At 64.7% G+C, this 21,566-nt stretch carries 19 protein-coding genes; 7 read left to right on the top strand and 12 right to left on the bottom strand.

The annotated features are described in order from the left end of the window. Nucleotides 1-13: 13 nt before the first annotated feature. Nucleotides 14-3,412 carry a helicase-related protein gene (locus tag JQ572_RS28575; RefSeq protein ID WP_211386163.1) on the bottom strand — a complete coding sequence of 1,133 codons (3,399 nt, stop codon included), beginning with the start codon at nucleotides 3,410-3,412 and terminating at the stop codon, nucleotides 14-16. A gap of 611 nt (nucleotides 3,413-4,023) precedes the next feature. Then, the gene (locus JQ572_RS28570; protein ID WP_211386294.1) at nucleotides 4,024-4,887 is read right to left on the bottom strand and encodes a DUF3108 domain-containing protein; all 864 of its coding nucleotides are present in this window, start codon (nucleotides 4,885-4,887) and stop codon (nucleotides 4,024-4,026) included. Between the two features lie 435 nt (nucleotides 4,888-5,322). On the opposite strand from JQ572_RS28570, the gene rpmB reads away from it, so the two are divergent. The 3 genes from rpmB to JQ572_RS28555 all read left to right on the top strand — a co-directional run bounded on the left by rpmB (nucleotide 5,323) and on the right by JQ572_RS28555 (nucleotide 9,043). Continuing rightward, nucleotides 5,323-5,634 (top strand): 50S ribosomal protein L28, encoded by a 312-nt coding sequence (rpmB, locus tag JQ572_RS28565; RefSeq protein WP_211386162.1) that lies wholly within the window; start codon nucleotides 5,323-5,325, stop codon nucleotides 5,632-5,634. A 218-nt stretch (nucleotides 5,635-5,852) separates the two neighbouring features. Beyond that, nucleotides 5,853-6,575, top strand: coding sequence for a hypothetical protein (locus JQ572_RS28560; protein ID WP_211386161.1), 723 nt, complete (start codon nucleotides 5,853-5,855; stop codon nucleotides 6,573-6,575). Nucleotides 6,576-7,162: 587 nt separating this feature from the next. Next, on the top strand, nucleotides 7,163-9,043 hold the full coding sequence (locus JQ572_RS28555) for a DEAD/DEAH box helicase (protein ID WP_211386160.1): 1,881 nt from the start codon (nucleotides 7,163-7,165) through the stop codon (nucleotides 9,041-9,043). A 15-nt stretch (nucleotides 9,044-9,058) separates the two neighbouring features. On the opposite strand, the gene JQ572_RS28550 is transcribed toward JQ572_RS28555, so the two are convergent. The 3 genes from JQ572_RS28550 to JQ572_RS28540 form a co-directional block, all read right to left on the bottom strand. Then, the gene (locus JQ572_RS28550) at nucleotides 9,059-9,337 is read right to left on the bottom strand and encodes a DUF1488 family protein (RefSeq protein WP_211386159.1); all 279 of its coding nucleotides are present in this window, start codon (nucleotides 9,335-9,337) and stop codon (nucleotides 9,059-9,061) included. Between the two features lie 200 nt (nucleotides 9,338-9,537). Continuing rightward, the gene (locus JQ572_RS28545) at nucleotides 9,538-9,834 is read right to left on the bottom strand and encodes a hypothetical protein (RefSeq protein WP_211386158.1); all 297 of its coding nucleotides are present in this window, start codon (nucleotides 9,832-9,834) and stop codon (nucleotides 9,538-9,540) included. Next, on the bottom strand, nucleotides 9,831-10,094 hold the full coding sequence (locus tag JQ572_RS28540) for a hypothetical protein (RefSeq protein WP_211386157.1): 264 nt from the start codon (nucleotides 10,092-10,094) through the stop codon (nucleotides 9,831-9,833). Before JQ572_RS28540 ends, JQ572_RS28545 begins: the two co-directional genes overlap by 4 nt. 326 nt (nucleotides 10,095-10,420) lie before the next feature. Here JQ572_RS28540 and JQ572_RS28535 point away from each other — a divergent pair, with 326 nt between their 5' ends. The 3 genes from JQ572_RS28535 (at nucleotide 10,421) to JQ572_RS28525 (ending at nucleotide 12,780) form a co-directional block, all read left to right on the top strand. Then, nucleotides 10,421-10,762: a hypothetical protein gene (locus JQ572_RS28535; RefSeq protein WP_211386300.1), complete on the top strand. Its 342-nt coding sequence runs from the start codon at nucleotides 10,421-10,423 to the stop codon at nucleotides 10,760-10,762. Between the two features lie 265 nt (nucleotides 10,763-11,027). Further along, a complete protein-coding gene (locus JQ572_RS28530; protein ID WP_211386156.1) occupies nucleotides 11,028-12,365 on the top strand; it encodes a DUF2235 domain-containing protein in 1,338 nt (445 codons plus the stop codon). Nucleotides 12,366-12,534: 169 nt separating this feature from the next. Beyond that, nucleotides 12,535-12,780, top strand: a complete 246-nt coding sequence (locus tag JQ572_RS28525) for a PilZ domain-containing protein (protein ID WP_211386155.1) — start codon at nucleotides 12,535-12,537, stop codon at nucleotides 12,778-12,780. Nucleotides 12,781-12,958: 178 nt separating this feature from the next. Here the strand turns inward: JQ572_RS28525 and JQ572_RS28520 are convergent, their stop codons facing one another. The 6 genes from JQ572_RS28520 to cobS all read right to left on the bottom strand — a co-directional run bounded on the left by JQ572_RS28520 (nucleotide 12,959) and on the right by cobS (nucleotide 19,213). Then, on the bottom strand, nucleotides 12,959-13,366 hold the full coding sequence (locus JQ572_RS28520) for a hypothetical protein (RefSeq protein ID WP_211386154.1): 408 nt from the start codon (nucleotides 13,364-13,366) through the stop codon (nucleotides 12,959-12,961). 132 nt (nucleotides 13,367-13,498) lie between these two features. Continuing rightward, nucleotides 13,499-14,611, bottom strand: a complete 1,113-nt coding sequence (locus JQ572_RS28515; protein WP_211386153.1) for an NADH:flavin oxidoreductase/NADH oxidase — start codon at nucleotides 14,609-14,611, stop codon at nucleotides 13,499-13,501. A gap of 229 nt (nucleotides 14,612-14,840) precedes the next feature. Then, complete coding sequence (locus JQ572_RS28510) at nucleotides 14,841-15,914, bottom strand: esterase-like activity of phytase family protein (RefSeq protein WP_211386152.1); 1,074 nt, start codon at nucleotides 15,912-15,914, stop codon at nucleotides 14,841-14,843. Further along, nucleotides 15,911-17,818: a cobaltochelatase subunit CobT gene (gene cobT, locus JQ572_RS28505; RefSeq protein WP_211386151.1), complete on the bottom strand. Its 1,908-nt coding sequence runs from the start codon at nucleotides 17,816-17,818 to the stop codon at nucleotides 15,911-15,913. Before cobT ends, JQ572_RS28510 begins: the two co-directional genes overlap by 4 nt. After that, nucleotides 17,815-18,225 (bottom strand): GNAT family N-acetyltransferase, encoded by a 411-nt coding sequence (locus JQ572_RS28500; protein ID WP_211386150.1) that lies wholly within the window; start codon nucleotides 18,223-18,225, stop codon nucleotides 17,815-17,817. Before JQ572_RS28500 ends, cobT begins: the two co-directional genes overlap by 4 nt. A gap of 4 nt (nucleotides 18,226-18,229) precedes the next feature. Continuing rightward, nucleotides 18,230-19,213, bottom strand: coding sequence for a cobaltochelatase subunit CobS (cobS, locus tag JQ572_RS28495; protein ID WP_372702951.1), 984 nt, complete (start codon nucleotides 19,211-19,213; stop codon nucleotides 18,230-18,232). Nucleotides 19,214-19,535: 322 nt separating this feature from the next. On the opposite strand from cobS, the gene JQ572_RS28490 reads away from it, so the two are divergent. Then, complete coding sequence (locus JQ572_RS28490; protein ID WP_211386148.1) at nucleotides 19,536-20,195, top strand: DedA family protein; 660 nt, start codon at nucleotides 19,536-19,538, stop codon at nucleotides 20,193-20,195. Nucleotides 20,196-20,332: 137 nt separating this feature from the next. Here JQ572_RS28490 and JQ572_RS28485 read toward each other — a convergent pair whose 3' ends face one another. Continuing rightward, nucleotides 20,333-21,559 (bottom strand): citrate synthase family protein, encoded by a 1,227-nt coding sequence (locus tag JQ572_RS28485; protein ID WP_211386147.1) that lies wholly within the window; start codon nucleotides 21,557-21,559, stop codon nucleotides 20,333-20,335. Nucleotides 21,560-21,566: the final 7 nt, after the last annotated feature.

Here is a 21,566-nt window from a genome sequence, read left to right as displayed (position 1 = left end):
GCTCGGTCGTGGGTCACTCCTTACGACCGGACAGCTGCTCTTTCAGCGCAGCGAGTTTTGCGAAGGGCGAGTTCGGATCGACCGGACGATCGCGCTCGCGCGGGGTCGCGCTCGAGGCGTAGGGCCGCAGCGACGGCCCGCCCTGGCGGTCGCGGCCCTTGTCGCGGTCGCGGCCGCGATTGTCGCGGCCCTTGTCGCGATCGCCGCCAAACTTGCCCTTGTTGCGATCGCGATCCTTGTTGTCGCGGTCCTTGCCCTCGAAGCGGCGGTTCTTGTCGTCACGTCCCTCGGGACGCGGCGCAGCTTCGCCACCACCTTCGCGCGGCTTGCGGAAATCCCTGCCGCCATCTCTGCGATGACCACCATGACGATGGCGCTCGCCCGGCTTCGCGCCTTCGGCAGCTTCGCCGGGCGCAGCCTCGGCGGGCGCGGCGCCGGCTTCGGCACCGGCCTGCGGACGCTGGTGATGACGCTGGTGGCGATGGCGCTCGTGGCGCGGCTTGCGGTCCTCGTGACGGCCGCCGGGACGCCAGACCTCGACGAGCTCGGGCTCGGCGGGCGCAGCTGCAGCCTCCGCAGGCGCAGCAGCATCGGCGGATGCGGCAGCTTCCGTAGCAGCGGTCTCCGCGGGAGCGGTTTCGGCAGCTTCAACGGGGGCAGCAACTTCTTCTGCCGGCGGTGCGATGCCGGGAGCATCTTCCGGCGTGACGGGAGCTTCGGGCGACGCTTCGAGGGCCGGCTCTTCATGCGCGGGCTCGTCGTGCAGCTCCATGCCGGGCGCGTCCTCGACGGTGACCGGCTCTGCTGATACAGCTTCGATCGATGCGGCTGCCTCTTCAGGCAGGCCGGCAACGGCCTCGGCCGCGGTCTCGCTCGATGTGTCGGCGCTGCCCTCCGCAGGCGATGTCTCTGCGGCGACCGTCTCGGCCACGACCGGCTTCTGCGGCAGCGGCGGACGCTTCTCCATGCGGTAGCCGAGTGCGCGCAGCACGGAGGCGAAATCCTCGCCGGCCGAGCCCGTGAGCGAGGTCATCGCCTGCGTCACGACAAAGCAGCGGCCGTCGAACGCGCCGGCGGGCTTTTCGCCGGGCGAATTGTCGCGCCAGGCCAGCGCGGGGCGGATCAGATCGGCCAGGCGCTCCAGGATGTCGACGCGCACGGCACGCTCGCCGGCCTGCTTGTAGCCGAGCACGCGATAGGCATCGCGCGGCAGCTGCTTGTCGACCGGGAACGAGGTGCGGCCGGAAGATGCCAGATGCTGCGCGCCCGACAGCGACGACAGATCGACATTGTCCTGCTTCAGCGCCCAGAGCAGCGCGGCCAGCGCACGCGCGGCGGGCTTCAAGAGGCCGGGGAAATAGAGGTGATAGGCGCCGAAGCGGACGCCGTATTTGCGCAAGGTCGCGCGCGAGGGCTGGTCGAGATCCTTCAGCTCGTTGGCGATCTTGGGCCGTTCGAGCACGCCGAGCGCCTCGACGAGCTGATAGGCGATGCCGCGGGCGATACCGGTGACGTCCTCGGCCTTGGACAACTCGAACATGGGACCGAGCAGCTTTTCGATATGGGTCTTGAGCCAGAGTTCGAGCCGGGCCTGCACCTTCTCGCGGGGGCCGCCCGTGAGACGCTCGTCCGAGATGATGCGGATGCGCGGATGCAGCGCATCCTCTGCGGCGGACAGCCGCGCCACGGCATCGCCGGTCCAGCGGATGGTGCCTTCCGAGGTCAGCACGAACTGATCGTCCGGCGCGTTGCCCAGTTTTTCGGCGCGCGCGTTGATCTCGCCGGCGAGCACCGCTTGCGCGGCAGCCTGCAAGGCTTTCGCATCGGAGCCGGCTTCCGCCGCATCCGGTGCAAAGGTGAAGCCATCGAGACGGCCGATGACATGGCCTTCGACGATGACTTCGCCGGTCTTGCCGATTTCCGTATTCAAGCTCGTGTTCTCCCGCAGGCGGCGCATCAATACACTGGTCCGGCGATCAACGAAACGCTCAGTCAAGCGTTCATGGAGCGCATCCGATAATTTATTTTCGACCTCCCGCGCGATCCCCTGCCAGCGTTCGGGGTCTTTGAGCCAGTCCGGGCGGTTGGCAACGAAGGTCCAGGTGCGAATCTGCGCGATCCGGGCCGACAGCGTGTCGATGTCGCCGTCGACGCGGTCGGCCTGGTCGATCTGGGCCGCGAACCAGGCATCGGGAATGCATCCCTTCTTCATCAGGAAGCCGTACAGCGTCGTCACCAGCTCGGCATGGGCCGCCGGCGACAGCTTTCGGTAGTCGGGGACCTGGCAGGCCTCCCACAGCCGTTCCACCGCTTCCTTGCCATGTGCGGTGTCGCGCACCTCGACGTCGCGGGCGGCGTGGTCGAGCACGCGCATGTCCTCGGCGATCGGCGCCCGCGTCAGCGCCTCGTGGCCGGGCGACTGGTTCAGCGAGACCTGGAGCGCGCCCAGCGAGCTGAAATCCAGCCTCGAATTGCGCCATTGCAGCATCTTCACGGGATCGAAGGTGTGGTTCTGCAGCGCGTTGACGAGCTCGGGCTCGAACGGCGCGCAGCGGCCCGTGGTGCCGAAGGTGCCGTTGCGGGTGGCGCGGCCGGCGCGGCCGGCGATCTGCGCGAATTCGGACGGCGTCAGCCGGCGGAACTGGTAGCCGTCGAACTTGCGGTCGGAGGCGAAGGCGACGTGGTCGACGTCGAGATTGAGGCCCATGCCGACGGCGTCGGTGGCGACGAGATAGTCGACCTCGCCGTTCTGGAACATCTCGACCTGCGCGTTGCGCGTGCGCGGCGAGAGCGAGCCCAGCACCACGGCGGCGCCGCCGTGCTGGCGGCGGATCAGCTCGGCGATGGCGTAGACCTCGTCGGCGGAGAACGCGACGATGGCGGTGCGGCGCGGCTGCCGCGTGATCTTGCGGTCGCCGGCGAATTCGAGCTGCGACAGCCGCGGCCGCGTGATCATGGACACGCCGGGCAGCAGCCGCTCGATGATCGGGCGCATCGTGGCAGCGCCCAGCAGCAGCGTCTCGTCGCGGCCGCGGCGGTTGAGGATGCGGTCGGTGAAGACGTGGCCGCGTTCGAGATCGGAGGCGATCTGGACCTCGTCGACGGCGAGGAACGAGACGTCGAGGTCGCGCGGCATCGCCTCGACGGTCGAGACCCAATAGCGCGGGCTCTTCGGCTTGATCTTCTCCTCGCCGGTCACAAGCGCGACGGCTTCGCTGCCGACCCGCGCGGCGATCTTGTTGTAGACCTCGCGCGCGAGCAGGCGCAGCGGCAGGCCGATCATGCCGGAGGGATGCGCGAGCATCCGCTCGATGGCGAGATGGGTCTTGCCGGTGTTGGTCGGGCCGAGCACCGCAGTGACGCCGGCGCCGGGGAGCCGCTCGGAAGCGAAGGGGGAGGAAGAAAAGGGCATCTGGGGGATTAGGTAATGGCGGATTGGGGCGAATGTCAGTGCCGTTGTGCCGACCCTCATCCTGAGGAGCGCGTCAGCGCGTCTCGAAGGATGAAGGCCCGGATGGTGCCATGGAGGGAGCCGGGCCCCTCGCCCTTCGAGACAGCCGCTTGTGCGGCCTCCTCGGGGTGAGGGGATCAAACCGCGGAGAGCGTGGCGCCGCTCCCCAAATCCCGCGCAACTGTCTCACTTTGCGACGCTTTTCCCTGTGTCCTTAAACTTCGGAACGACTCTAGAACGAATCGCGGCCGAATCGCTGACTCCGGCCAGAGTCCTGTTCCGTTCACTCAACATGTCGCGGGAGGCTTATTGGCTGTGCACTAGATGAAGTTTTGGGCTGCCGCACAAGCGACGTTTCGGTGGCGGATTCGTTAAAGCTGGGGACGGCGCGGAGTCGAATCAGAATCGGGGAGGAGTCAAATGGATTCCCGGCACCGGGCCCCTCCAAGACAAAACTGCGAAAACAACCCCATGCACAGTAGAAACGGGCCCGCGGCGGGGGACCGGGCGATCTGGCATAACGTATTGATGTTGCTATCTTTATTACCCTTCCCTGGTGGGGAGGGTCAAGGTCACTGCGTCTTGGCGACCCTGGGCGGCTGCGCCGAGGTGATGAAGCTGGTGGCTTCCAGCATGGCCGGGCCGAGCGGTGTCGGGACCTTCAGCCAGAACGGCACCAGGATGCGCGTACCCGCGATCGGCGCGAAGGCGACCTCGATGTTGCGCTGGGCGGCGAGGTATTTGATCACGGGGCGGTCGGGGATGTAGCCGGCGACGGGCACGAAATACATCGAGCAGACCACGACGGGGCCGCGATAGCCCTTCTCCGCCTTCACGGTCTCCATGCGCTTGAAATCGAGCTTGAGCTCGTAGCGCATGCGGCCGTCGAACACCGGCGCGGAATTGTGGCAGGCATCCGGCCCCACGGGATCGCCGGTGCCGGGCACGCGCAGCAGCGAGGCCGTCATCGGGTCCCAGACGCCGCGGCGATGCGCGTCGGTGACGAGGATGCGGTCGGGATCGACCGGCGGCTCCGGCTCGATGCCGAACTCCTTCACATTGCCCTTGTCGAGGGTGATGTGGATATTTTCCGTCTTCTTCGAGGTGGTGGTGGAGGCCTGGTAGCCGGTCGCGACCAGCGCGCCGTTGACGACGCGCCCCTGCGAGGCGCCGGTGCCGGACCCGCCCGCGAACGATTTCAAAAGCCCGGTGGTGCCGCCGCTGGCCGCGGCCGCGAACACGTCGTCCTGGATGTCGATGTTCCAGGCGCCCTTGCCGACGGGGATGCCCGCCAGCGTCGCCTCGTACTGCGCCTCAAGCTTGCCCTGCGCCGCCACGGGATCGGCCACCCACGCCAGCGCCAGCCCGCAAAGGGCGGCCGTGGCCAGCCGGCCGGCAGAGCGCGGACCGGCCGCGCGCGGCTCCGTTGAGCGCAGGCCGGGCGCAGGATGGGGCGTTGTGAGCACGAAACAATCCAATCGGGGCGCGAACGGTTGTTACTTAAGCCAAAAACCGCGGCACACAATGTGTCCGGGCGTGTCGGGCGCGGAACTCCACCCGATATTTCGGGTGCGAATACGCCCTTTATGTGATGGTAAGGGGTTTTAAACATTGCCGTTTTGGTGATCGGCGGGCGCCGCGGCCACGAACACCTCTCCCGCTCTCGTCCGCCGAAGTTTCGGCGAAGGCGGACGCGGGAGAGGAGGCACACCGCCGCCGGCTCGGGCCGCCGAAACCCGCCCCAAAACCTTGACGGCCCGCCCCTTCCCCCCTATACGTCCGCCGCTCCCTGCAAGGACGAAAGAATTAGCCCCCGTGGCGCCCCGGATGGCGGCCGCACTCGTTGGGGGCTCGAACCAAGGATTTTTGCCATGTCTCGCCGCTGCGAACTGACGGCCAAGGGCCCCCTCGTCGGCCACAAGGTCAGCCACTCCAACATCAAGACCAAGCGCCGCTTCCTGCCGAACCTGGTCAACGTGACCTTCATCAGCGAAGCGCTGGGCCGCAACGTGCGCCTGCGCGTCTCCACCAACGCGGTCAAGAGCGTCGACCACAATGGCGGCCTCGACCCCTATCTGCTCAAGGCCAAGGCCGACGTGCTGTCGCCGCGCGCCCTCGAGCTGAAGCGCGCCATCCAGAAGAAGGTCGGCCCGACCCCCGCGCCGGAGAAGAAGGCGAGCTAAGCGAGTTTTCGGATAGAGCGAGGCTTGCGCCGGGTGGCGTAGGCTTGGCCGGGTAGAGTTTGCGTGGCGGCCGGATCGGAAGATCCGGCCGTTTTTGTTTGTGCGGCGCGCTCGATCCAGCTCACGAATTCTGACTCTCAACGCTCGAATAGAATGGAATCAAGTGTAGAGTTGCCGACCTCACTCATATGCAACCCAAGATTTTGGTCTATTTTTAGATGACTGTGGTGCTAACAAATTTTGCTGATGGTGATCTTTGTCAGGGATGTGCTTGGTCCATCAACGACGTCGAAGAGCTAGCCAAACATGTGGCACGCGTTGCCTTGGGACAGTCACGTCACGTTGCAAAAATTCTTGCGGGCTTAAACAACTCTTCGCCTCCAACCACGGGGGCCGCGCGGAGCGCTGCCATTAAGCTCCTCACAGTGCCTGAAAACACGGACCCTTGGCATCGTGATGGATGGATTTTCCAAACGATGTCTTGGTTGGTTGCCACGCAAGCAAATCCCAACTCGCTCACCCGTGCGCCACACATGATACTCGCTCACAAAGGGTTCGATGGGCTCCAGCTTGAATTTGATGCAACGGCCGCACGTGTGACGGCTGCGATCATATTTGAAGATAAAGCTACGACCAATCCGCGCCAAACAATTACAAAGGAGGTTTGGCCGGAATTCAAACTCCTCGAAAGCGGCGATAGAGAGAATGTTCTAACCGCAGACGTAAGTTCGTTGCTCGGCACAAGACCAGATATCGATCCAGACCAAGCCATAGAGAACATCATCTGGAAGCAGGCTCGTCGCTATAGGCTCAGCATAACCGTGAGCGAGTCCCATACCACTGCCAACGGTCGCAAACAGCTCTTCAAAGGATATGACGAGATTGCGAGTGGGGACGTCTTTTGTAGCAGCTTCGGCGCATCATGTGTGCATGCTAGCTGAGGCTGCAATTCCCTCTGAAACGGTCCGGAATAGCTATCTTTCTATTGACTCCATTTCCTCGGAGGTCTCAGCCGCGCTTCTCTTTCTCGTTGCTGAGGCAAGCGCGGACGCCGCTGAAGCAGCCAAACGAATCCGGTCGGCCGAAAATGCCAGTTTGATCGAAGCCCGCCTGTTGAGCTCTATTGCCGATTTGGCCACCGGACGCTTAAGCGCGATCCTAAGCCGCTCGCTACCATCCACGGCGGCGGTTGGCTCAGCCAATCCTGCAACTTCTGCAACAAATGCCCTTTACCTCATGATCCTCCGCGGGGTGCGCGCCCTAGCGGGGCAAATGCTCGCGGAGACAACAGACGGGCTCGACGAAAGCGCGACTCAAATCTTCACAAGGGTTATCAACCTTTCAACTGAGCAAATAGAGGGAATCGTTCCCTCCGCTGAGCACGCTCCGTACAGTATCTTTCCCCGGCCCACTCCACCTCGCGAACCTTTTGCAGGCCGTTGCGCGAGACTTTCCCAGCTCCGCGCTTGTTATGGTAAATCCTCCCGGCGGAATTCCAGCTTCGCGATGGCTGGAGCTCCTCAAGCAAATGGCAAAGCAACGCCCCTACGTCTGGCGCAATCATCGAGATGCCATCGCTGCCGGCTATCTTGAGACCGGCGTATCAGCGGCAGTCAGCTTCCCCACCGGTGGGGGAAAGTCGAAGTTGGCGGAACTCAAAATAGCAGCCTCTCTCCTGCGGGGGGTTAAGGTCATCTTCTTGGTACCTACGCTTGCGCTGGTCGAACAAACAGCCAACGCATTGGGAAAGACCTTCCCTCAAGCCCAGGTTCAACGCGAACGCGCCGAGGAGGTCGTCTTCTCTCCGATGGGCGCTGAACCCCTTCCAGGCATCAGCGTCCTAACGCCGGAACGGTGCCTGGCTATGCTCAGTTTCACACCTGCGGAATTCGAGGATGTTGGGCTCATTGTTTTCGACGAGTGCCACCTGCTTCAAGCCATACGTCTCACCGAGGAGGAGCAGGCTCTTTATCGATCTGCCGTCGAGGAAATTGGAGACGCCGAATATCTCTACGTGAAAGTTACACCCGAAGGCTCTCTTCTCGATGCAAGTGCATGCCATCATGGCCTCCTCATCATTCAAGAGAGGCAACTGCACGAAGAGCTGTTTAGACGCCAAGACGGCGTCAACGTCCTGGTTGCAACTTCGACATTGGCCCAAGGAATGAACTTGCCGAGCGAAGTTGTTATCATCGCCGGCGATAGTCGCTTCGACCCAGAAGCCAACCGTTTGGAGCAACTTGACGCGCATGAACTTCTAAACGCAGCAGGACGCGCGGGCCGCGCAGGTGAAGCCTCTCAAGGATTTGTTTTGATTGTTCCAAGCAAAGTCGTCGATTTTCAGAGTAAGACAAATCAAATTCATAGTCACTGGTCGGACCTGCAGGCAATTTTCTCCCAGAGCGACCAATGCTTGGAGATAGACGATCCTTTCACAGCTCTCTTGGATCAGGTCCACACCGCAAGCGAACCAATATCCTCCGCTGCAAAATATCTTCTAGGCCGATTGCCCAGAGGCCCGGAGCTGAGCCCGGACGAGCCTGCAACTGCTCTATTGTCCCGCTCACTTTGCGCTTTTCGAGCACGCCAGCGCAGTGATGCTCAATGGATCACAACCCGTACCGAGGCGGCAATCCGCGTCCGCAACGCGGATCCCGATATTACAAATACTTGGATCGACCAGATTGCAGCAACCTCGGGAATCCCGACTCGCATCCTTACTGGCTTAACCCAGAGTCTTTTCCATAGCGCAAGTGCGCTGCCATCCTCGACTATCGAATGGCGCACGTGGCTCTTTAATTGGCTACGCACCACACCCAGCGCTATACCTCAATTGATGCGGCCGGAAAGTCTAGAGGGCATGTTTGGTGCTACGTATCGCCTTCTTCAAAACGATGACGCTAGAGGTACCTACGCGCTGGGACTTATCGAAAAGATGTTGCCCGCTTGGATGAGTGGCTGTCCTCTCGTAGAAATCGAGCGCCTAGCTGGCACGCCGGAAAGCAAACTGGGGAAATGCGAAGTAGCGCGAGAGTTCACATTGCGATGCATACCCGAGCTTTCGTATCTGTACGGCGTGCTCGCGCAACTCTATCTGACTTTATTTTCGACGGAACCCGTCCCAATCGCTCTGGCCACACTTGGAGCAGCGGTTCGAGAAGGGCTCGACCAACCCGAGAAAGTTGCGCTTCGACAGATTCGGTCCAGGCGCCCAAATCGAATTGCTATACATCGCGAATTCCAAGAAATTGCGAAACTCATACCCTCGCCTACTATTAATGAAGACCTCTCGGGAGTTGTATTGCGCGTTCAGAGCGCAATCGACGTAAAAAATTGGCTACATAACTGCTTGCAACAAATAGTGCCTAGTGCACCATATGCTAGCCGCCGCTGGCTGCGGGTCCGATAGTCTCGCCCCCTCCCCCTACCCCCGAAAATCAATGCTCCGCAGCACGATCCCCGGCGGGGTGCCTTCGAACTCCGTGGCCTGATATTTCCGTCCGGTGCAGGCTTCGATGCGCTCGCGCAGGCGGGTGAACTGGGCTTCGCGCTCGTTGGGCCTGGCGCGCGGGCCGCGCTCGAGGTCGTCCATCGCGGAGGTCGAGATCGCGCAGGCGATCTCCCTGGCGCCGTCCTGCATCGAGAACTGGACGATGCCGCGGTCCTGGTCGTGGCCGATGAAGCGGCTGGTGGTGAGGGTCATGGGGCGTTCCTTTGCGAGATGGGTATGCTCCCTCTCCCGCTTGCGGGAGAGGGTTGGGGTGAGGGTGTCTCCGCAGGCGAGAGCCCCAACGAGGAGAGAGCCCTCTCCCGGCGCGCGGGGACGATGCTTCGCATCGGCCGGACGCGCCGACCTCTCCCGCTCGCGGGAGAGGTGGAGCGAGACCGCGATCGCGGCCGGCTTCAGCCTTCGCCGCCGAGCCGCACGAAATCGTCCAGCAGCGCCGTCACCAGCGCGCGGTGCTTGGTGTCCTCGACCGGCAGGCTGGCGGCGTAGAGGTTGAGCAGATGGCGCGCCTTCACCGCGGCCTCCGGCCACGACATCGCCGGCACCGTCATCATGCGATGTTCGAGATCGGCCTCGCGCTCGCGCAGCTCCCTGACCTGGGATTCGACGTCGGCCAGCGCGCGGCGCAGATCGGTCGCCTTCTGCGCGGCCATGCCGCGATGCTTGTCGAGATCCACGGGGTAGTCGCTCATGGGGCGGCACTCGCATCGAGGCGCTGCGCATCGGCAAGGTCGACCGAGCCGATCGACAGCAACTCCGTCGCGCCCTGCACGCCTTCGGACGGCACCGTGATCATGGTGGCGACGCGGCGATATGACGCGAACGACAGGCCCTCGATCATCTCCTCGTCGGTGACGACCTCATAGGCGCCAGCGGGCAATTCGCGCTCGACGCCGCGGATGTGGAACGGATGCTTGAAGGTGATTGTTTCTCGCCGCGAGCGGATGGTCATGCGCGCCTGCCTTTCGCAAAGAGGGGCCCCAACCGACGCCGACGTAGCCAGACCATGCGCTTGTTGCGCGGCAATAGCCAGCATTATCGCGGCCGCGCTGCAGCGCGGCGCGCTTTAGGTCTCGCTATTGGCGGGCCGCAGGCGTAGGCTCGCCGCATCACCGCGACATCCGACGGCTTCGACCGGTGACTGGGGTCAGTTGCGCTCCCGCCGACAGACCCGCAGGGAACGTTCGATGTCGCGCCGTCGCATCCTGGAATGGATCGTGCCGCTGGCGGTCATGCCGCTGTTCCTGCTTCTTCTGCTGCGTGGAGCCGCGATCCTCAATGGCTAGGGCCATGCGCGTGCCTTATCTGGTCAGCGGGACCAACGAATATGGCAGCGCCAATCTCGGCCGCGGCAGCGCCACGGTCGCACTGCGCCTCGCGCGAAAACTGCTGCGCGACGGCTACATGGACGTGCGCGTCTGCACCCCGCGCGGCCGCGTGCTGCAATCGGACGAACTCGACGACCTCAAACCACCGGAGAGCGACATGAGCAAGGGCCAGCAACGCAGCAATCGCGAGATCAAGAAGCCGAAGAAGGACAAGACCAAGGTGATCGCCGCGGCACCGACCCGCAAGGACGCCAACTGGCAGCCGGATTTCGGCCCCGCGAAGAAGAAGTAGCGGGCGGAGACGAGCGCTACCTTCCCTTCTCCCCTTGTGGGAGAAGGTGCCTTGCCGAAGGCAAGGCGGATGAGGGGTTGTGTCCGGGAATTCCGACGCGACAGATTAGCGCGCGGAGAGAAACCCCTCACCCGTCTCAATCGCGCTTAGCGCGATTGATCCACCCTCTCCCACAAGGGGAGAGGGTGAGAAGTACCATCGTCTCCTCGCCGTCGCGCTTTCTTGCTATACTCGTCCCGGTAGCATCACCGGGAGGGGCCGACCTGTGGAGTCCGAGCGCAACACCGACCACAAAGCCGAGCCGAAAAATCTCGTCATCTGCTGCGACGGCACCGGCAACGAGATCTCGGAGAACATCTCCAACGTCCTGAAGCTGTATCGCTGCCTGCGCAAGACCGACAAAACGCGGCCGCGGCAGATGGTGTTCTACGATCCCGGGGTCGGCACGGTGACGGAGCCGTCGACGTGGCACCGCATCAAGGCCGACGTCAACCTGGTGCTGGGGCTCGCCACCGGCTACGGGCTCGATGACAACGTGCTGTCGGCCTATTGCTTCCTGGTCGAGCATTACGCGCCGGGCGACAAGATCCATTTGTTCGGTTTTTCGCGCGGTGCCTACACGGTCCGCGTGCTGGCGGGGCTGATCCACAAGATCGGGCTGATCTCGCCGGAGCAGGCCAACCTCGCAGGCAGTGGCCTTGTCGCCTACAAGCAATATTCCGGCACCGGGCGCGGCAACGATTTCGAGGACCTCAAGGACGTCGCGACCGACGAGAGCGGGCCGCTGCCGAAGGACGAATTCGACCTCGCCGCGCAGTTCGCGCGCATCACCTCGACGCGCTGGGCGACCATCCACTTCATCGGCGTCTGGGACACGGTGGCGAGCGTGATCGTGCCGCGGCGCGACAATTTCTTCTTCGTGTTCAGCCTGGAGGAGCTCGCCTTCACGCTGCGCAATCCCAGCGTCAACATCTTCCGCCAGGCGATCGCCATCGACGAGCGGCGCTGCATGTTCCGCCTCAAGCAGTATAAGGAGCCGCAGGATTATTGGCGCAACCGCTACGTGCCCGACGAGAAGAAGGAGCCGCAGGACATCATGCAGGTGTGGTTCGCCGGCGTGCACAGCGACGTCGGCGGCGGCTATGCGGAGGCCGAGAGCGGCGAGTCCAAATATCCGCTGATCTGGATGATCGATGAAGCCGCGAAGGCGGGGCTGAACTTCAACCCGCGCACCGTGAACCAGCTCGCCTGGGGCATCCAGCGCAAGAACTCGCCGTTCCAGTACGTCGCGCCCGCCTACACCGGCAAGACGGGCATGCTGCACGATTCCATGACCGCGCTCTGGCGCGTGCTGGAATATCTGCCCAAGAGCGCGAAGTACAAGGAATGGCCGGAGCGGAAGGTGTTCCTGGGCTTCTACATCCCCGATAGCGAGCCGCGCCCGATCCCCGAAGGCGCCCATGTGCACGAGAGCGTGCTGAAGCGGATGGCGGCGGAGCCGGGCTACCGGCCGGTGAACCTGCCGAAACTGTACGAGACGGTGCCGATGCCGGTACAGCCGCATACGGGGGTGGAGGCGTCGGGGGAGATCGTGACGGGGTGAACCCACTGCCACCCTCCCCTGGAGGGGGCACCCCGTTACCGCCGCTTTCTCCATTCGCCGCCACTTTTCGTTAAAATTCTCGGCCCCGCCTTAGCCGGTTCGCATCCTCTCCCGTTCATCATGGCCGGCAAGCCCGCCGCGAGACCTGCGGAATTGGAGGAGAGTGCCAATGCATCCGCGCCGACATGCCCGCGTGAAGCCTGCAGGCCTGGTGTCCCGCCAGGCCAAGATCATCACCGACAAGAGCGCGCCGGTGATCGTCTGCACGCTGATCGACTATTCGCCCGGCGGCGCCTGCGTCGATCTCGGCGGCCAGGTGAATATCCCCGACAGGTTCGAGCTGCTGCACGTCAACACCAGGAAGCGCTGTCGCATCGCCTGGAAGCGCGGCACGCGGGTCGGCGTGGTGTTCTAGAAAGGGGTTAGCTTGCTTACCCCTCTCCCCTTGTGGGAGAGGGTGGCTCGCCGCTTAGCGGCGAGACGGGTGAGGGGTCTGCCTCCGCAATCTCATCTTTCACAGCTGAATTCGCGGTGGCACACCCCTCATCCGGCGCTTCGCGCCACCTTCTCCCTCAAGGGGAGAAGGAAGCAAGCTACTTACGCATCCGCGCTTTCGCGCCCGCGACGATCTGCATCGCGACACCGGCGATCCAGCCGAACAAGGCGAGCCAGGTCCAGGCCATGTGCGGCTCCAGGCGGAGCACGATGACGGCGACGGAGGCAAACGCCGTGAGCGTGGCGCAGAGCGTACCGGCCGAGCTCAGCAGCTCCGCGGCGTCGATTTCGCCATGGGCCTCGTCGAAGGGCAGCTGCGGCGTGTCGATGCCGAGATAGAAGCCGGCGAAGCCGAGCACCATCATCAGCAGCAGGAAGCCCTGCGTGGTCAGCGTGGGAATCGCCGATCCCACATAGGCGCCGACGAACAGCCCGCACGCTGCGCCTGCCATAGCAAGTCCCACGCGCTCGATGACGTGGGCAGCCTTCCGGACACGAAATCGCATGGCGGGCCTCCGCGAGGAGTTAATGCGGCAGAGGTTAGGCCAGATTTGCGGGGGGTGGAAGCTGAGGAGATTTACGGATGCGTGGGGCGGCGCGTCGCCTCCCTCTCCCCGCAGGCGGGCGAGGTCAAAAGCCTACCGCGCCCCGAACGTCGTCTTGCCGAACAGCGCCTTCTGCGTCGAGGGCTGCGAGCGCCAATATTGCGGCGGGGCCTCGACCTCGCCGCCGAGCTCGGCGGCGGCATGCCAGGCCCAGCGCGGGTCGTAGAGCATGCCGCGGGCGAGCGCGACCATGTCGGCCTTGCCGGAGGCGACGATCTCTTCGGCCTGCTTGCCTTCCGTGATCAGGCCGACCGCGATGGTGGGCAATCCCGTTTCGCGCTTGATGGCCTCCGCGAACTGCACCTGGTAGCCGGGGCCGAGCGGGATCTTCTGCAGCGGCGAGACGCCGCCGGAGGACGCGTCGATCCAGTCGACGCCGCGCGCCTTCAGCGCGTTCGCGAATTCGATGGTCTGCGCCAGGTCCCAGCCGCCCTCGACCCAGTCGGTCGACGACACCCGCATGCCGACCGGCTTGTCGTGCGGGAACACGGCGCGCACCGCGTCGTAGACTTCCAACGGGAAGCGCATGCGGTTCTGCAGGGACCCGCCATATTCGTCGGTGCGCCTGTTGGAGATCGGCGACAGGAACTGATGCATGAGATAGCCGTGCGCGCCGTGCAGCTCGATCGCGTCGATGCCGATGCGGGCCGCGCGCCTGGCGCTGTCGACGAAGGCCTCGCGGATGCGCTTGAGGCCGGCGCCATCCAGCGCCAGCGGCGCCGCCTCACCCTCCTTGTGCGGCAGCGCCGACGGCGCCACCGTCTGCCAGCCGCCCTGGTCGAGCGGAATCAACTGGCCGCCGTCCCAGGGCCGCGCGCTGCTCGCTTTCCGGCCCGCATGCGCGAGCTGCATCGCCACTGCGGTCGAGGAATGCTTGCGCACCGAAGCGAGGATCTGCTTCAGCGCGGCTTCGGCGGCATCGCTGTAGAGCCCGAGGCAGCCCGGCGTGATGCGGCCGATCGCCTCGACATGGGTCGCCTCGATGCAGAACATCGCCGCGCCCGACAGGCTGAGATTGTTGATGTGGGTGAAGTGCCAGTCGGTGGGGACGCCGTCCTCGGCCGAATACTGGCACATCGGCGACACCACGATGCGGTTCTTCAACGTCAGGCCGCGCAGCTTGATCGGGGAAAACAGGGCGCTCATGCGGGGAGTTCCGGGGGATGGAGGGATGGAAGCGATTGCATGAAGTTTAGTAGCTCGATGGCGAATTGCCAGCTGCGCGAGGGACATGGCCGACCGGGACGGCATGCATTGCGGTCAGGGTTTAGTGGAAATCCGTCTCCATTCGTCATTGCGAGCGGCTCGTCCGCCATAGCGCGAAGAGCGACGGCGGAAGCGAAGCAATCCAGAATCTCGCCGCGATGACAGTACCTCACTCCACCAGCGCGAACTGCAGCAGCAGCGTGCGCTGGAGCATCGAGAAATTGTCGTCCGACACCAGCGTCAGCACGGTCTCGCCCTCGGCGGTGACGTGGGCGTCGATGCCTTCCATGTTGTCGATCTCCTGGCCGAGATCGGCCTTGAACAGCGCGGGGCCGTCGACCACCGCGTTCGGCGCGATCGACTTCAGCGGGATCGCGCGGATGCGGATATCGACGCCGGTGAACCAGGAGAACTTGCGTTCGAGGATCAAGAGATCGCCCGAGGGCAGCAGCACCGCATCGCTGATGTCGAATTTTTCGGTGCGGCGGACGCTGAACTGGCCGGGCGTGGGGCCGCCGATCAGGAAGGCGACCAGATTGCCGTTCGCATCCAGCCCCTCCTCGGAGAACGCGATCAGCGTGCCTGCCAGCGGCACGCCCTTCGGCACGAACACGAGCGCCTCGAGCCCCTTGTTGTAGGGCAGCTTGCGGAGCGCGGGCGGCACGGCGAGCACCTCGCCGCGGGCGCGGGTGCCGTCGCCGGTGAAATCGAACCGCATGATCTGGTTGACGCGCTCGAGCCCGACATAGACGAGGTTGCCGTCACGCGCGATCGACTCGGTATCGTACCACAGCCGCTTCTCGGTGATCGGCCGTCCCTCCGCATTGAGGACCGGCGCCGCCTCGACATCGTCGAGGCCGACCATCTTGCCGCCGGAATAGCGGATGCTGCCGGTGAACCACGTGCCCTGGTCGGACAGCGCCAGGAAGCGCTCGCCCTTGCTGTCGAGGAAGCGGAAGCCGGACAGGCCCCCAAAACGCCGATGCGGCGAGGTCAGCACGAGGCCGCTGCGATATTCCAGCGAGCCGAAGCGCGTGCGCGAACGGTCGCGCGGCTCGAAATCCGGAATCGGCCGCGCGTTGACCTCGATGCCGACCGGCGCGGCGACGCCGTGATCGATCTGCGCCGCGCGTCGCGGCGGCGCGGGCGTGCCTTGCGCGTTTGCCAGGCGAGGGATCGCGAAAGCGGAAAATCCCGCCGCCGCGTGGCCGATAAAGCCGCGGCGGGATAGAGGTGCGCTCACGAATGCAATTTGCGTCGCGGGCGACCGGCCGGCTGCGTCGGCGCGGTGTTGGTTTCGCTGAACAGCTCGGCGAGCTTTTCGGTAATGGCGCCGCCGAGCTCCTCGGCGTCCACGATCGTCACCGCGCGGCGATAGTAGCGGGTGACGTCATGGCCGATGCCGATCGCGATCAGCTCGACCGGCGAGCGGGTCTCGATCTCCTCGATGATGTGGCGCAGATGCCGCTCGAGATAGTTGCCGGGATTGACCGACAGCGTGGAATCGTCGACCGGCGCACCGTCCGAGATCATCATCAGGATCTTGCGCTGCTCGGGCCGTCCGAGCAGGCGCTTGTGCGCCCAGTCGAGCGCCTCGCCGTCGATGTTCTCCTTCAGCAGCCCCTCGCGCATCATCAGGCCGAGATTTTTTCGCGCACGGCGCCAGGGCGCATCCGCCGACTTGTAGATGATGTGCCGGAGATCGTTGAGGCGGCCGGGGCTGGCCGGCTTGCCGGCGGCAAGCCACGCCTCGCGCGACTGCCCGCCCTTCCAGGCGCGCGTGGTGAAGCCGAGGATCTCGACCTTGACGCCGCAACGCTCCAGCGTGCGGGCGAGGATGTCGGCGCAGGTCGCCGCCACCGTGATGGGGCGTCCGCGCATCGAGCCGGAATTGTCGAGCAGCAGCGTCACCACGGTGTCGCGGAACGTCGCCTCCTTCTCGTGCATGAAGGACAGCGGGTGATGGGGATCGGTGACGACGCGCGACAGGCGCGCGGGGTCGAGAATGCCCTCTTCGAGGTCGAACTCCCAGGCGCGGTTCTGCTGCGCCATCAAGCGCCTTTGAAGCCGGTTGGCGAGGCGGGCGACGATGCCCTGCAGATGCGCGAGCTGCTTGTCGAGATAGGCGCGCAGGCGCTCCAGCTCGTCGTGGTCGCAGAGGTCTTCGGCGGCGATGATTTCGTCGAATTTCGGGGCGAACGCGTGATATTCCGGCCCGCGCGGCTCGTTCTTGCCGTGCGAATTCGGACGCGTCGCCTCGCCCGGCGTCTCGTCGTCGCCGAGCTCGCCATCGTCGAACGTGTCGGAGGTCGAGGCCTGCGCGCTTTCCATCGCGCTCTCGCTCATCTCCTCCGAGCTCGCCTGCGCCTGGTCGGCGCTCATCTCCTGCGCGGCATCGGAATCGGGCGAGCCTTCGGCGCCGGACTGGTCGTTGTCGCCGTCGCGATTTTCCTCGTCGTCGTCATTGTCTTCGCTGTCGGCGCTGCGCTCGTCGCCGAGCTCGAGCGCGGTCAGCAGATCATGCACGGCGTCGCCGAACCGGGTCTGGTCCTCGACCAGCGTATCGAGCCGGTCGAGCCGCTTGCCGATCTTGTCTTCGAGTATGGGACGCCAGAGATCGACCATTTTCTTGGCGGCCGTCGGCGGCGCCATGCCGGTGAGACGCTCGCGCACCAGCATCGCCAGCGCGTCGGCGAGCGGCGCATCAGCGCGGTCGGTGATCTCGTCGAACTTGCCGCGGTGAAAGTGGTCGTCGAGCATCGCGGTGAGGTTCTTGGCAACGCCCGCCATGCGGCGCGCGCCGATCGCCTCGACCCTCGCCTGCTCCACCGCCTCGAACACGCCGCGCGCCTGCGGATTGCCGGGCATCAGCTTGCGATGCAGCTTGGCATCGTGACAGGCGATCTTGAGCGCGATGGAATCGGCGTGGCCGCGCACGATCGCGGCATCGCGCTTGGTCATTTTTCGCGCGGGCTCCGGCAGCCGGGCCTTGCCGGGCGCGAGACCGGGCCGCTCGGCGGCGAAGCTGACGTCGAGCTCGGGCGATTTCGCGATCGCCTTCAGGCAGGACGCGACCGAGCGCTTGAACGGCTCGGTCGGCGCTTCCTTGGTGTTACGGAATTTGGAGTTGGATGATGATGTGCTCATAGCGACTTCGTAAACGAATGGCGCGTCACGCCGCCGGGATAGCCTTTGAGGGTGCCGAATTCCTCGTACCCGCAGGAACGATAGAAGCCCGGCGCCTGGAAACTCATGGTGTCGACATGGGCCTGGACCGCGCCCTGCCGTCTTGCCTCGTCCTCGATCGCCGCGATCAGCTTCGTCCCCAAACCCTTGCCGCGCTGCTTCTGGTCGATCCAGAAATACTGGATGAACAGAACCGTGGCCCAGAGGTGCCCGACGATGCCGCCGACGATCTTGCCGCGGTCCTTCAGCGAGACCGCGACACTCTTGAACTTCTGCTTCCCAAAATGCTCGTCGTTGTAGGCGCCGAGCCCGGCGAGCACAGCCTTCTTGGTCGTCCCAATGGTGCGCTCGACGGTGATGTTGGCCATGGGGTCAGCTGAGCGCCACGTTCACCGAGGATTCCGGCAGCTCCGCGTTGAAGCAGCGCTGGTAGAACTCGGCGACCAGGGGACGCTCGAGCTCGTCGCATTTGTTGAGGAAGGTGACACGGAAAGCAAATCCGATATCGCCGAAGATGTCGGCGTTCTCAGCCCAGGTGATCACCGTGCGCGGGCTCATCACCGTCGACAGATCGCCGTTGGCGAACGCGTTACGGGTGAGATCGGCAAGGCGCACCATCTTGTTGACGATGTCGCGGCCCTCCTGGGTGCGATAATGCTTGGCCTTCGCCAGCACGATCTCCACTTCCTCGTCATGGCTGAGATAGTTCAGCGTGGTGACGATCGACCAGCGGTCCATCTGGCCCTGATTGATCTGCTGGGTGCCGTGATAGAGGCCCGAAGTGTCGCCGAGGCCGACCGTGTTGGCCGTCGCGAACAGGCGGAAGCACGGATGCGGCTTGATCACCTTGTTCTGGTCGAGCAGCGTCAGGCGGCCAGAGACCTCCAGCACGCGCTGGATCACGAACATCACGTCCGGGCGGCCGGCGTCGTATTCGTCGAACACCAGCGCGACGTTGTGCTGGAGCGCCCAGGGCAGGATGCCGTCGCGGAATTCGGTGACCTGCTTGCCGTCGCGGACCACGATCGAGTCCTTGCCGACGAGGTCGATACGGCTGATGTGGCTGTCGAGATTGACGCGCACGCAGGGCCAGTTCAGGCGGGCGGCGACCTGCTCGATATGGGTGGATTTGCCGGTACCGTGATAGCCGGTCACCATCACGCGGCGGTTCCTGGCGAAACCGGCGAGAATGGCAAGCGTGGTGGCACGGTCGAAGCGGTAATCGGAATCGACTTCAGGCACGTGAGGATCGACGGCGGAATAGGCCGGCACTTCGAGATCGCTGTCGATCCCAAAGACCTGGCGCACCGACACCTTCATGTCGGGCAAACCGGAAACTTCCTCAACTTTGGACATGGCGGCGGTCGTCATCAATCCTCCGAGGTCCCGGGCGATCCCGAGACCAGTTATTTGCACGGTGGCTGCGGCTGGGTGCACCTGCGAACCTATCAGAGACAACGTGCCGGCAGAAGCCCGCCCCCCAATCAAAGTTCCGTTGTCTTTTCATTTAGATAGGCAAGGAACGCGATTTTTGGAAGGCTGCTCTGCGAATCGCGCCCGAATTTCGTGCGGGGCCTACGGCCTGCCCACCTGAGTGGCACTTTTACCGCCTCTGCTTACTTATGTAGGGTCTGAACCCGCTCTGAACCCGCCTGGCCCCACCCACCACAGAGACCATGTGACGTCCTTTCTCGATCCCTTCATCGCGTTCGTTTCGGCCCATGCGTGGCTGGCCTACCTGACCCTGTTCCTGGCGGCGCTGCTGGAAGCCGTTCCGGTGGTTGGCTCGGTGGTGCCTGGCTCGACCATCATCCTGGCACTGAGCGCCCTGGTCCCGGGCGGGGAATTGAAGCTGCAATGGGTGCTGCTGGCGGCAGTGGTCGGTGCGGTACTCGGCGACGGGTCCGCCTACTGGATCGGGCACCGGCAGCAACGCGAGATCCTCAACACCTGGCCGCTGACCAATTATCCGCGCCTGGTCGAGGAGAGCGAAAGCTTCTTCCACCGCTTCGGCACCTGGGCCGTGTTCTTCGCCCGCTTCGTGCCACCAATCCGCGCCTTCGTGCCGGTGACCGCCGGTGCGCTCGGGATGGCGCCTGCGAAGTTTTACGCGATCAACATCCCCGCGATCCTGGTCTGGGCGCCGGCGCACGTGCTGCCTGGCGTGCTGGCGGTGTCGGCCCTGCACGAATATGCCGGCCTGCACCACCATGGGCACGTCGGCAAGCACATCTGGATCCTGACCGTGATCGCGGTCGCGATCGTGCTGGGCGCGGCCGTGTGGCTCGTCCGCCGCCGGAATGGCGGTGGTGTCGTCGAAGCGAAGCCACCGGTCTGATCGGCTGCATCAGAGCACACCGCCCTCATCCTGAGGGCCCGCCAACGGCGGGCGTCTCGAAGGATGGCCGCGGGCGAGAGGCCTGCATGGTTCGAGACGCGCGCGAAGGGCGCGCTCCTCACCATGAGGGTGTAAATTTAGCTCTTCGGCTCAGCCCCCGTTCTCCGCCCCGGCGCCGGCCCCACATAGCGCGCCCGCGGGCGGATCAGCTTGCCGAACTGCAATTGCTCGCTGGCATGCGCGATCCAGCCGACGCTGCGGGCCATCGCGAACAGTGCGAGCTCGCTGCCCGCGGGCAAGCGCAACGCATGCACGAGCACGGCGAGCGCGTAGTCGATATTGACGAACTCGCCGGTCGCCTCCGCGATCCGCTCCGGCACTTCGCGCGTGAATTTTCGCGGCGCGCCGGCGCGGGCCAGCGCATTCAGCAGCGACTGCGCGCGGGGATCACCACGCTTGTAGACGCCATGGCCGAAGCCGGCAAAGCGCTCGCCGAGCGCAACGCGCTCGCGGACCATGGGCGCGACATCGCGATCGACCAGCGTCTTGACGAGCTGCGAGGCCAGCACGCCGGCGCCGCCGTGCTTGGGGCCTTTCAGCGCGGCGAGGCCGGCGATGACGGCGTCGTAGAGGTTGAGGCCGGTCGAGGCCGCGCAGCGCGCGGTGAAGGTCGAGGCGTTCAATTCATGATCGGCGAGCAGAACGAGCGCGCGGCGGATCAGATCGGGCGCGTGCTTGTTGTCGGGCGCCCAGGCTCTTGCGATCTCCTGATGCAGCGCCCCGGCCGACGGCTCGGCATTGAGCATGGTGGCAACCAGCAACCGGACGATGCGCGCGCCAACCATGGCGCGGCCATCGGGCGCCCGGGTGAAAGCGCGGGGGTCGGCGCTCGCGGCCAGCGCGAGCACGGCGATGGCGCGGTCGATCGGCGCCGCCCGGCGCGCGGCATCCGCGATCATGCGCATCTCCTCGGAGATCGCGGGCTGATTGTCCGGATCGAACGGATCGACGCCGGAGACGTCCCACAGCAGCGTCGCTGTGTGCTCCAGCGTGTCGTTCTCGGCGAGATCGACGCAATTGACGCCGCGATAGATCGCGCCGTCCTCGGTGATGGTCGAGATTTCCGTGTCCATCACGGGCAAATCGGCGTCGAAGCTGCGCAGGCCGCGCGGCTCCGGCGACGGCACCCGGCGCTCCTTGAGGGAGCGGACATCCTCGGCGCGGTAGCGGTTCTTTCGCGAGTCCGGCGTCGGCTCGGAGCGGATCAGGCCTCGGCTGACATAGGCGTAGAGCGTGGCCGGCGAGATCGCGAGCTCGGCGGCGGCCTCCCGCGCGGACAGGTACAGGCCTTCCGAATTTTTCATATTGATT

The organism is Bradyrhizobium sp. SZCCT0153 (assembly GCF_018129995.1).
GTDB classification, from domain to species: Bacteria; Pseudomonadota; Alphaproteobacteria; order Rhizobiales; family Xanthobacteraceae; genus Bradyrhizobium; species Bradyrhizobium japonicum_G.
This window is presented reverse-complemented; position numbering and strand designations above follow the sequence as displayed.

Excerpts from the sequence above, each read along its gene's own strand:
- JQ572_RS28575 (WP_211386163.1), bottom strand. The coding sequence starts at position 3,412 with ATGCCCTTTTCTTCCTCCCCCTTCGCTTCCGAGCGGCTCCCCGGCGCC.
- rpmB (WP_211386162.1), top strand. The coding sequence starts at position 5,323 with ATGTCTCGCCGCTGCGAACTGACGGCCAAGGGCCCCCTCGTCGGCCAC.
- JQ572_RS28560 (WP_211386161.1), top strand. The coding sequence starts at position 5,853 with ATGACTGTGGTGCTAACAAATTTTGCTGATGGTGATCTTTGTCAGGGA.
- JQ572_RS28555 (WP_211386160.1), top strand. The coding sequence starts at position 7,163 with ATGGCAAAGCAACGCCCCTACGTCTGGCGCAATCATCGAGATGCCATC.
- JQ572_RS28550 (WP_211386159.1), bottom strand. The coding sequence starts at position 9,337 with ATGACCCTCACCACCAGCCGCTTCATCGGCCACGACCAGGACCGCGGC.
- JQ572_RS28545 (WP_211386158.1), bottom strand. The coding sequence starts at position 9,834 with ATGAGCGACTACCCCGTGGATCTCGACAAGCATCGCGGCATGGCCGCG.
- JQ572_RS28540 (WP_211386157.1), bottom strand. The coding sequence starts at position 10,094 with ATGACCATCCGCTCGCGGCGAGAAACAATCACCTTCAAGCATCCGTTC.
- JQ572_RS28535 (WP_211386300.1), top strand. The coding sequence starts at position 10,421 with ATGGCTAGGGCCATGCGCGTGCCTTATCTGGTCAGCGGGACCAACGAA.
- JQ572_RS28525 (WP_211386155.1), top strand. The coding sequence starts at position 12,535 with ATGCATCCGCGCCGACATGCCCGCGTGAAGCCTGCAGGCCTGGTGTCC.
- JQ572_RS28520 (WP_211386154.1), bottom strand. The coding sequence starts at position 13,366 with ATGCGATTTCGTGTCCGGAAGGCTGCCCACGTCATCGAGCGCGTGGGA.
- JQ572_RS28515 (WP_211386153.1), bottom strand. The coding sequence starts at position 14,611 with ATGAGCGCCCTGTTTTCCCCGATCAAGCTGCGCGGCCTGACGTTGAAG.
- cobT (WP_211386151.1), bottom strand. The coding sequence starts at position 17,818 with ATGAGCACATCATCATCCAACTCCAAATTCCGTAACACCAAGGAAGCG.
- JQ572_RS28500 (WP_211386150.1), bottom strand. The coding sequence starts at position 18,225 with ATGGCCAACATCACCGTCGAGCGCACCATTGGGACGACCAAGAAGGCT.
- cobS (WP_372702951.1), bottom strand. The coding sequence starts at position 19,213 with ATGTCCAAAGTTGAGGAAGTTTCCGGTTTGCCCGACATGAAGGTGTCG.
- JQ572_RS28485 (WP_211386147.1), bottom strand. The coding sequence starts at position 21,559 with ATGAAAAATTCGGAAGGCCTGTACCTGTCCGCGCGGGAGGCCGCCGCC.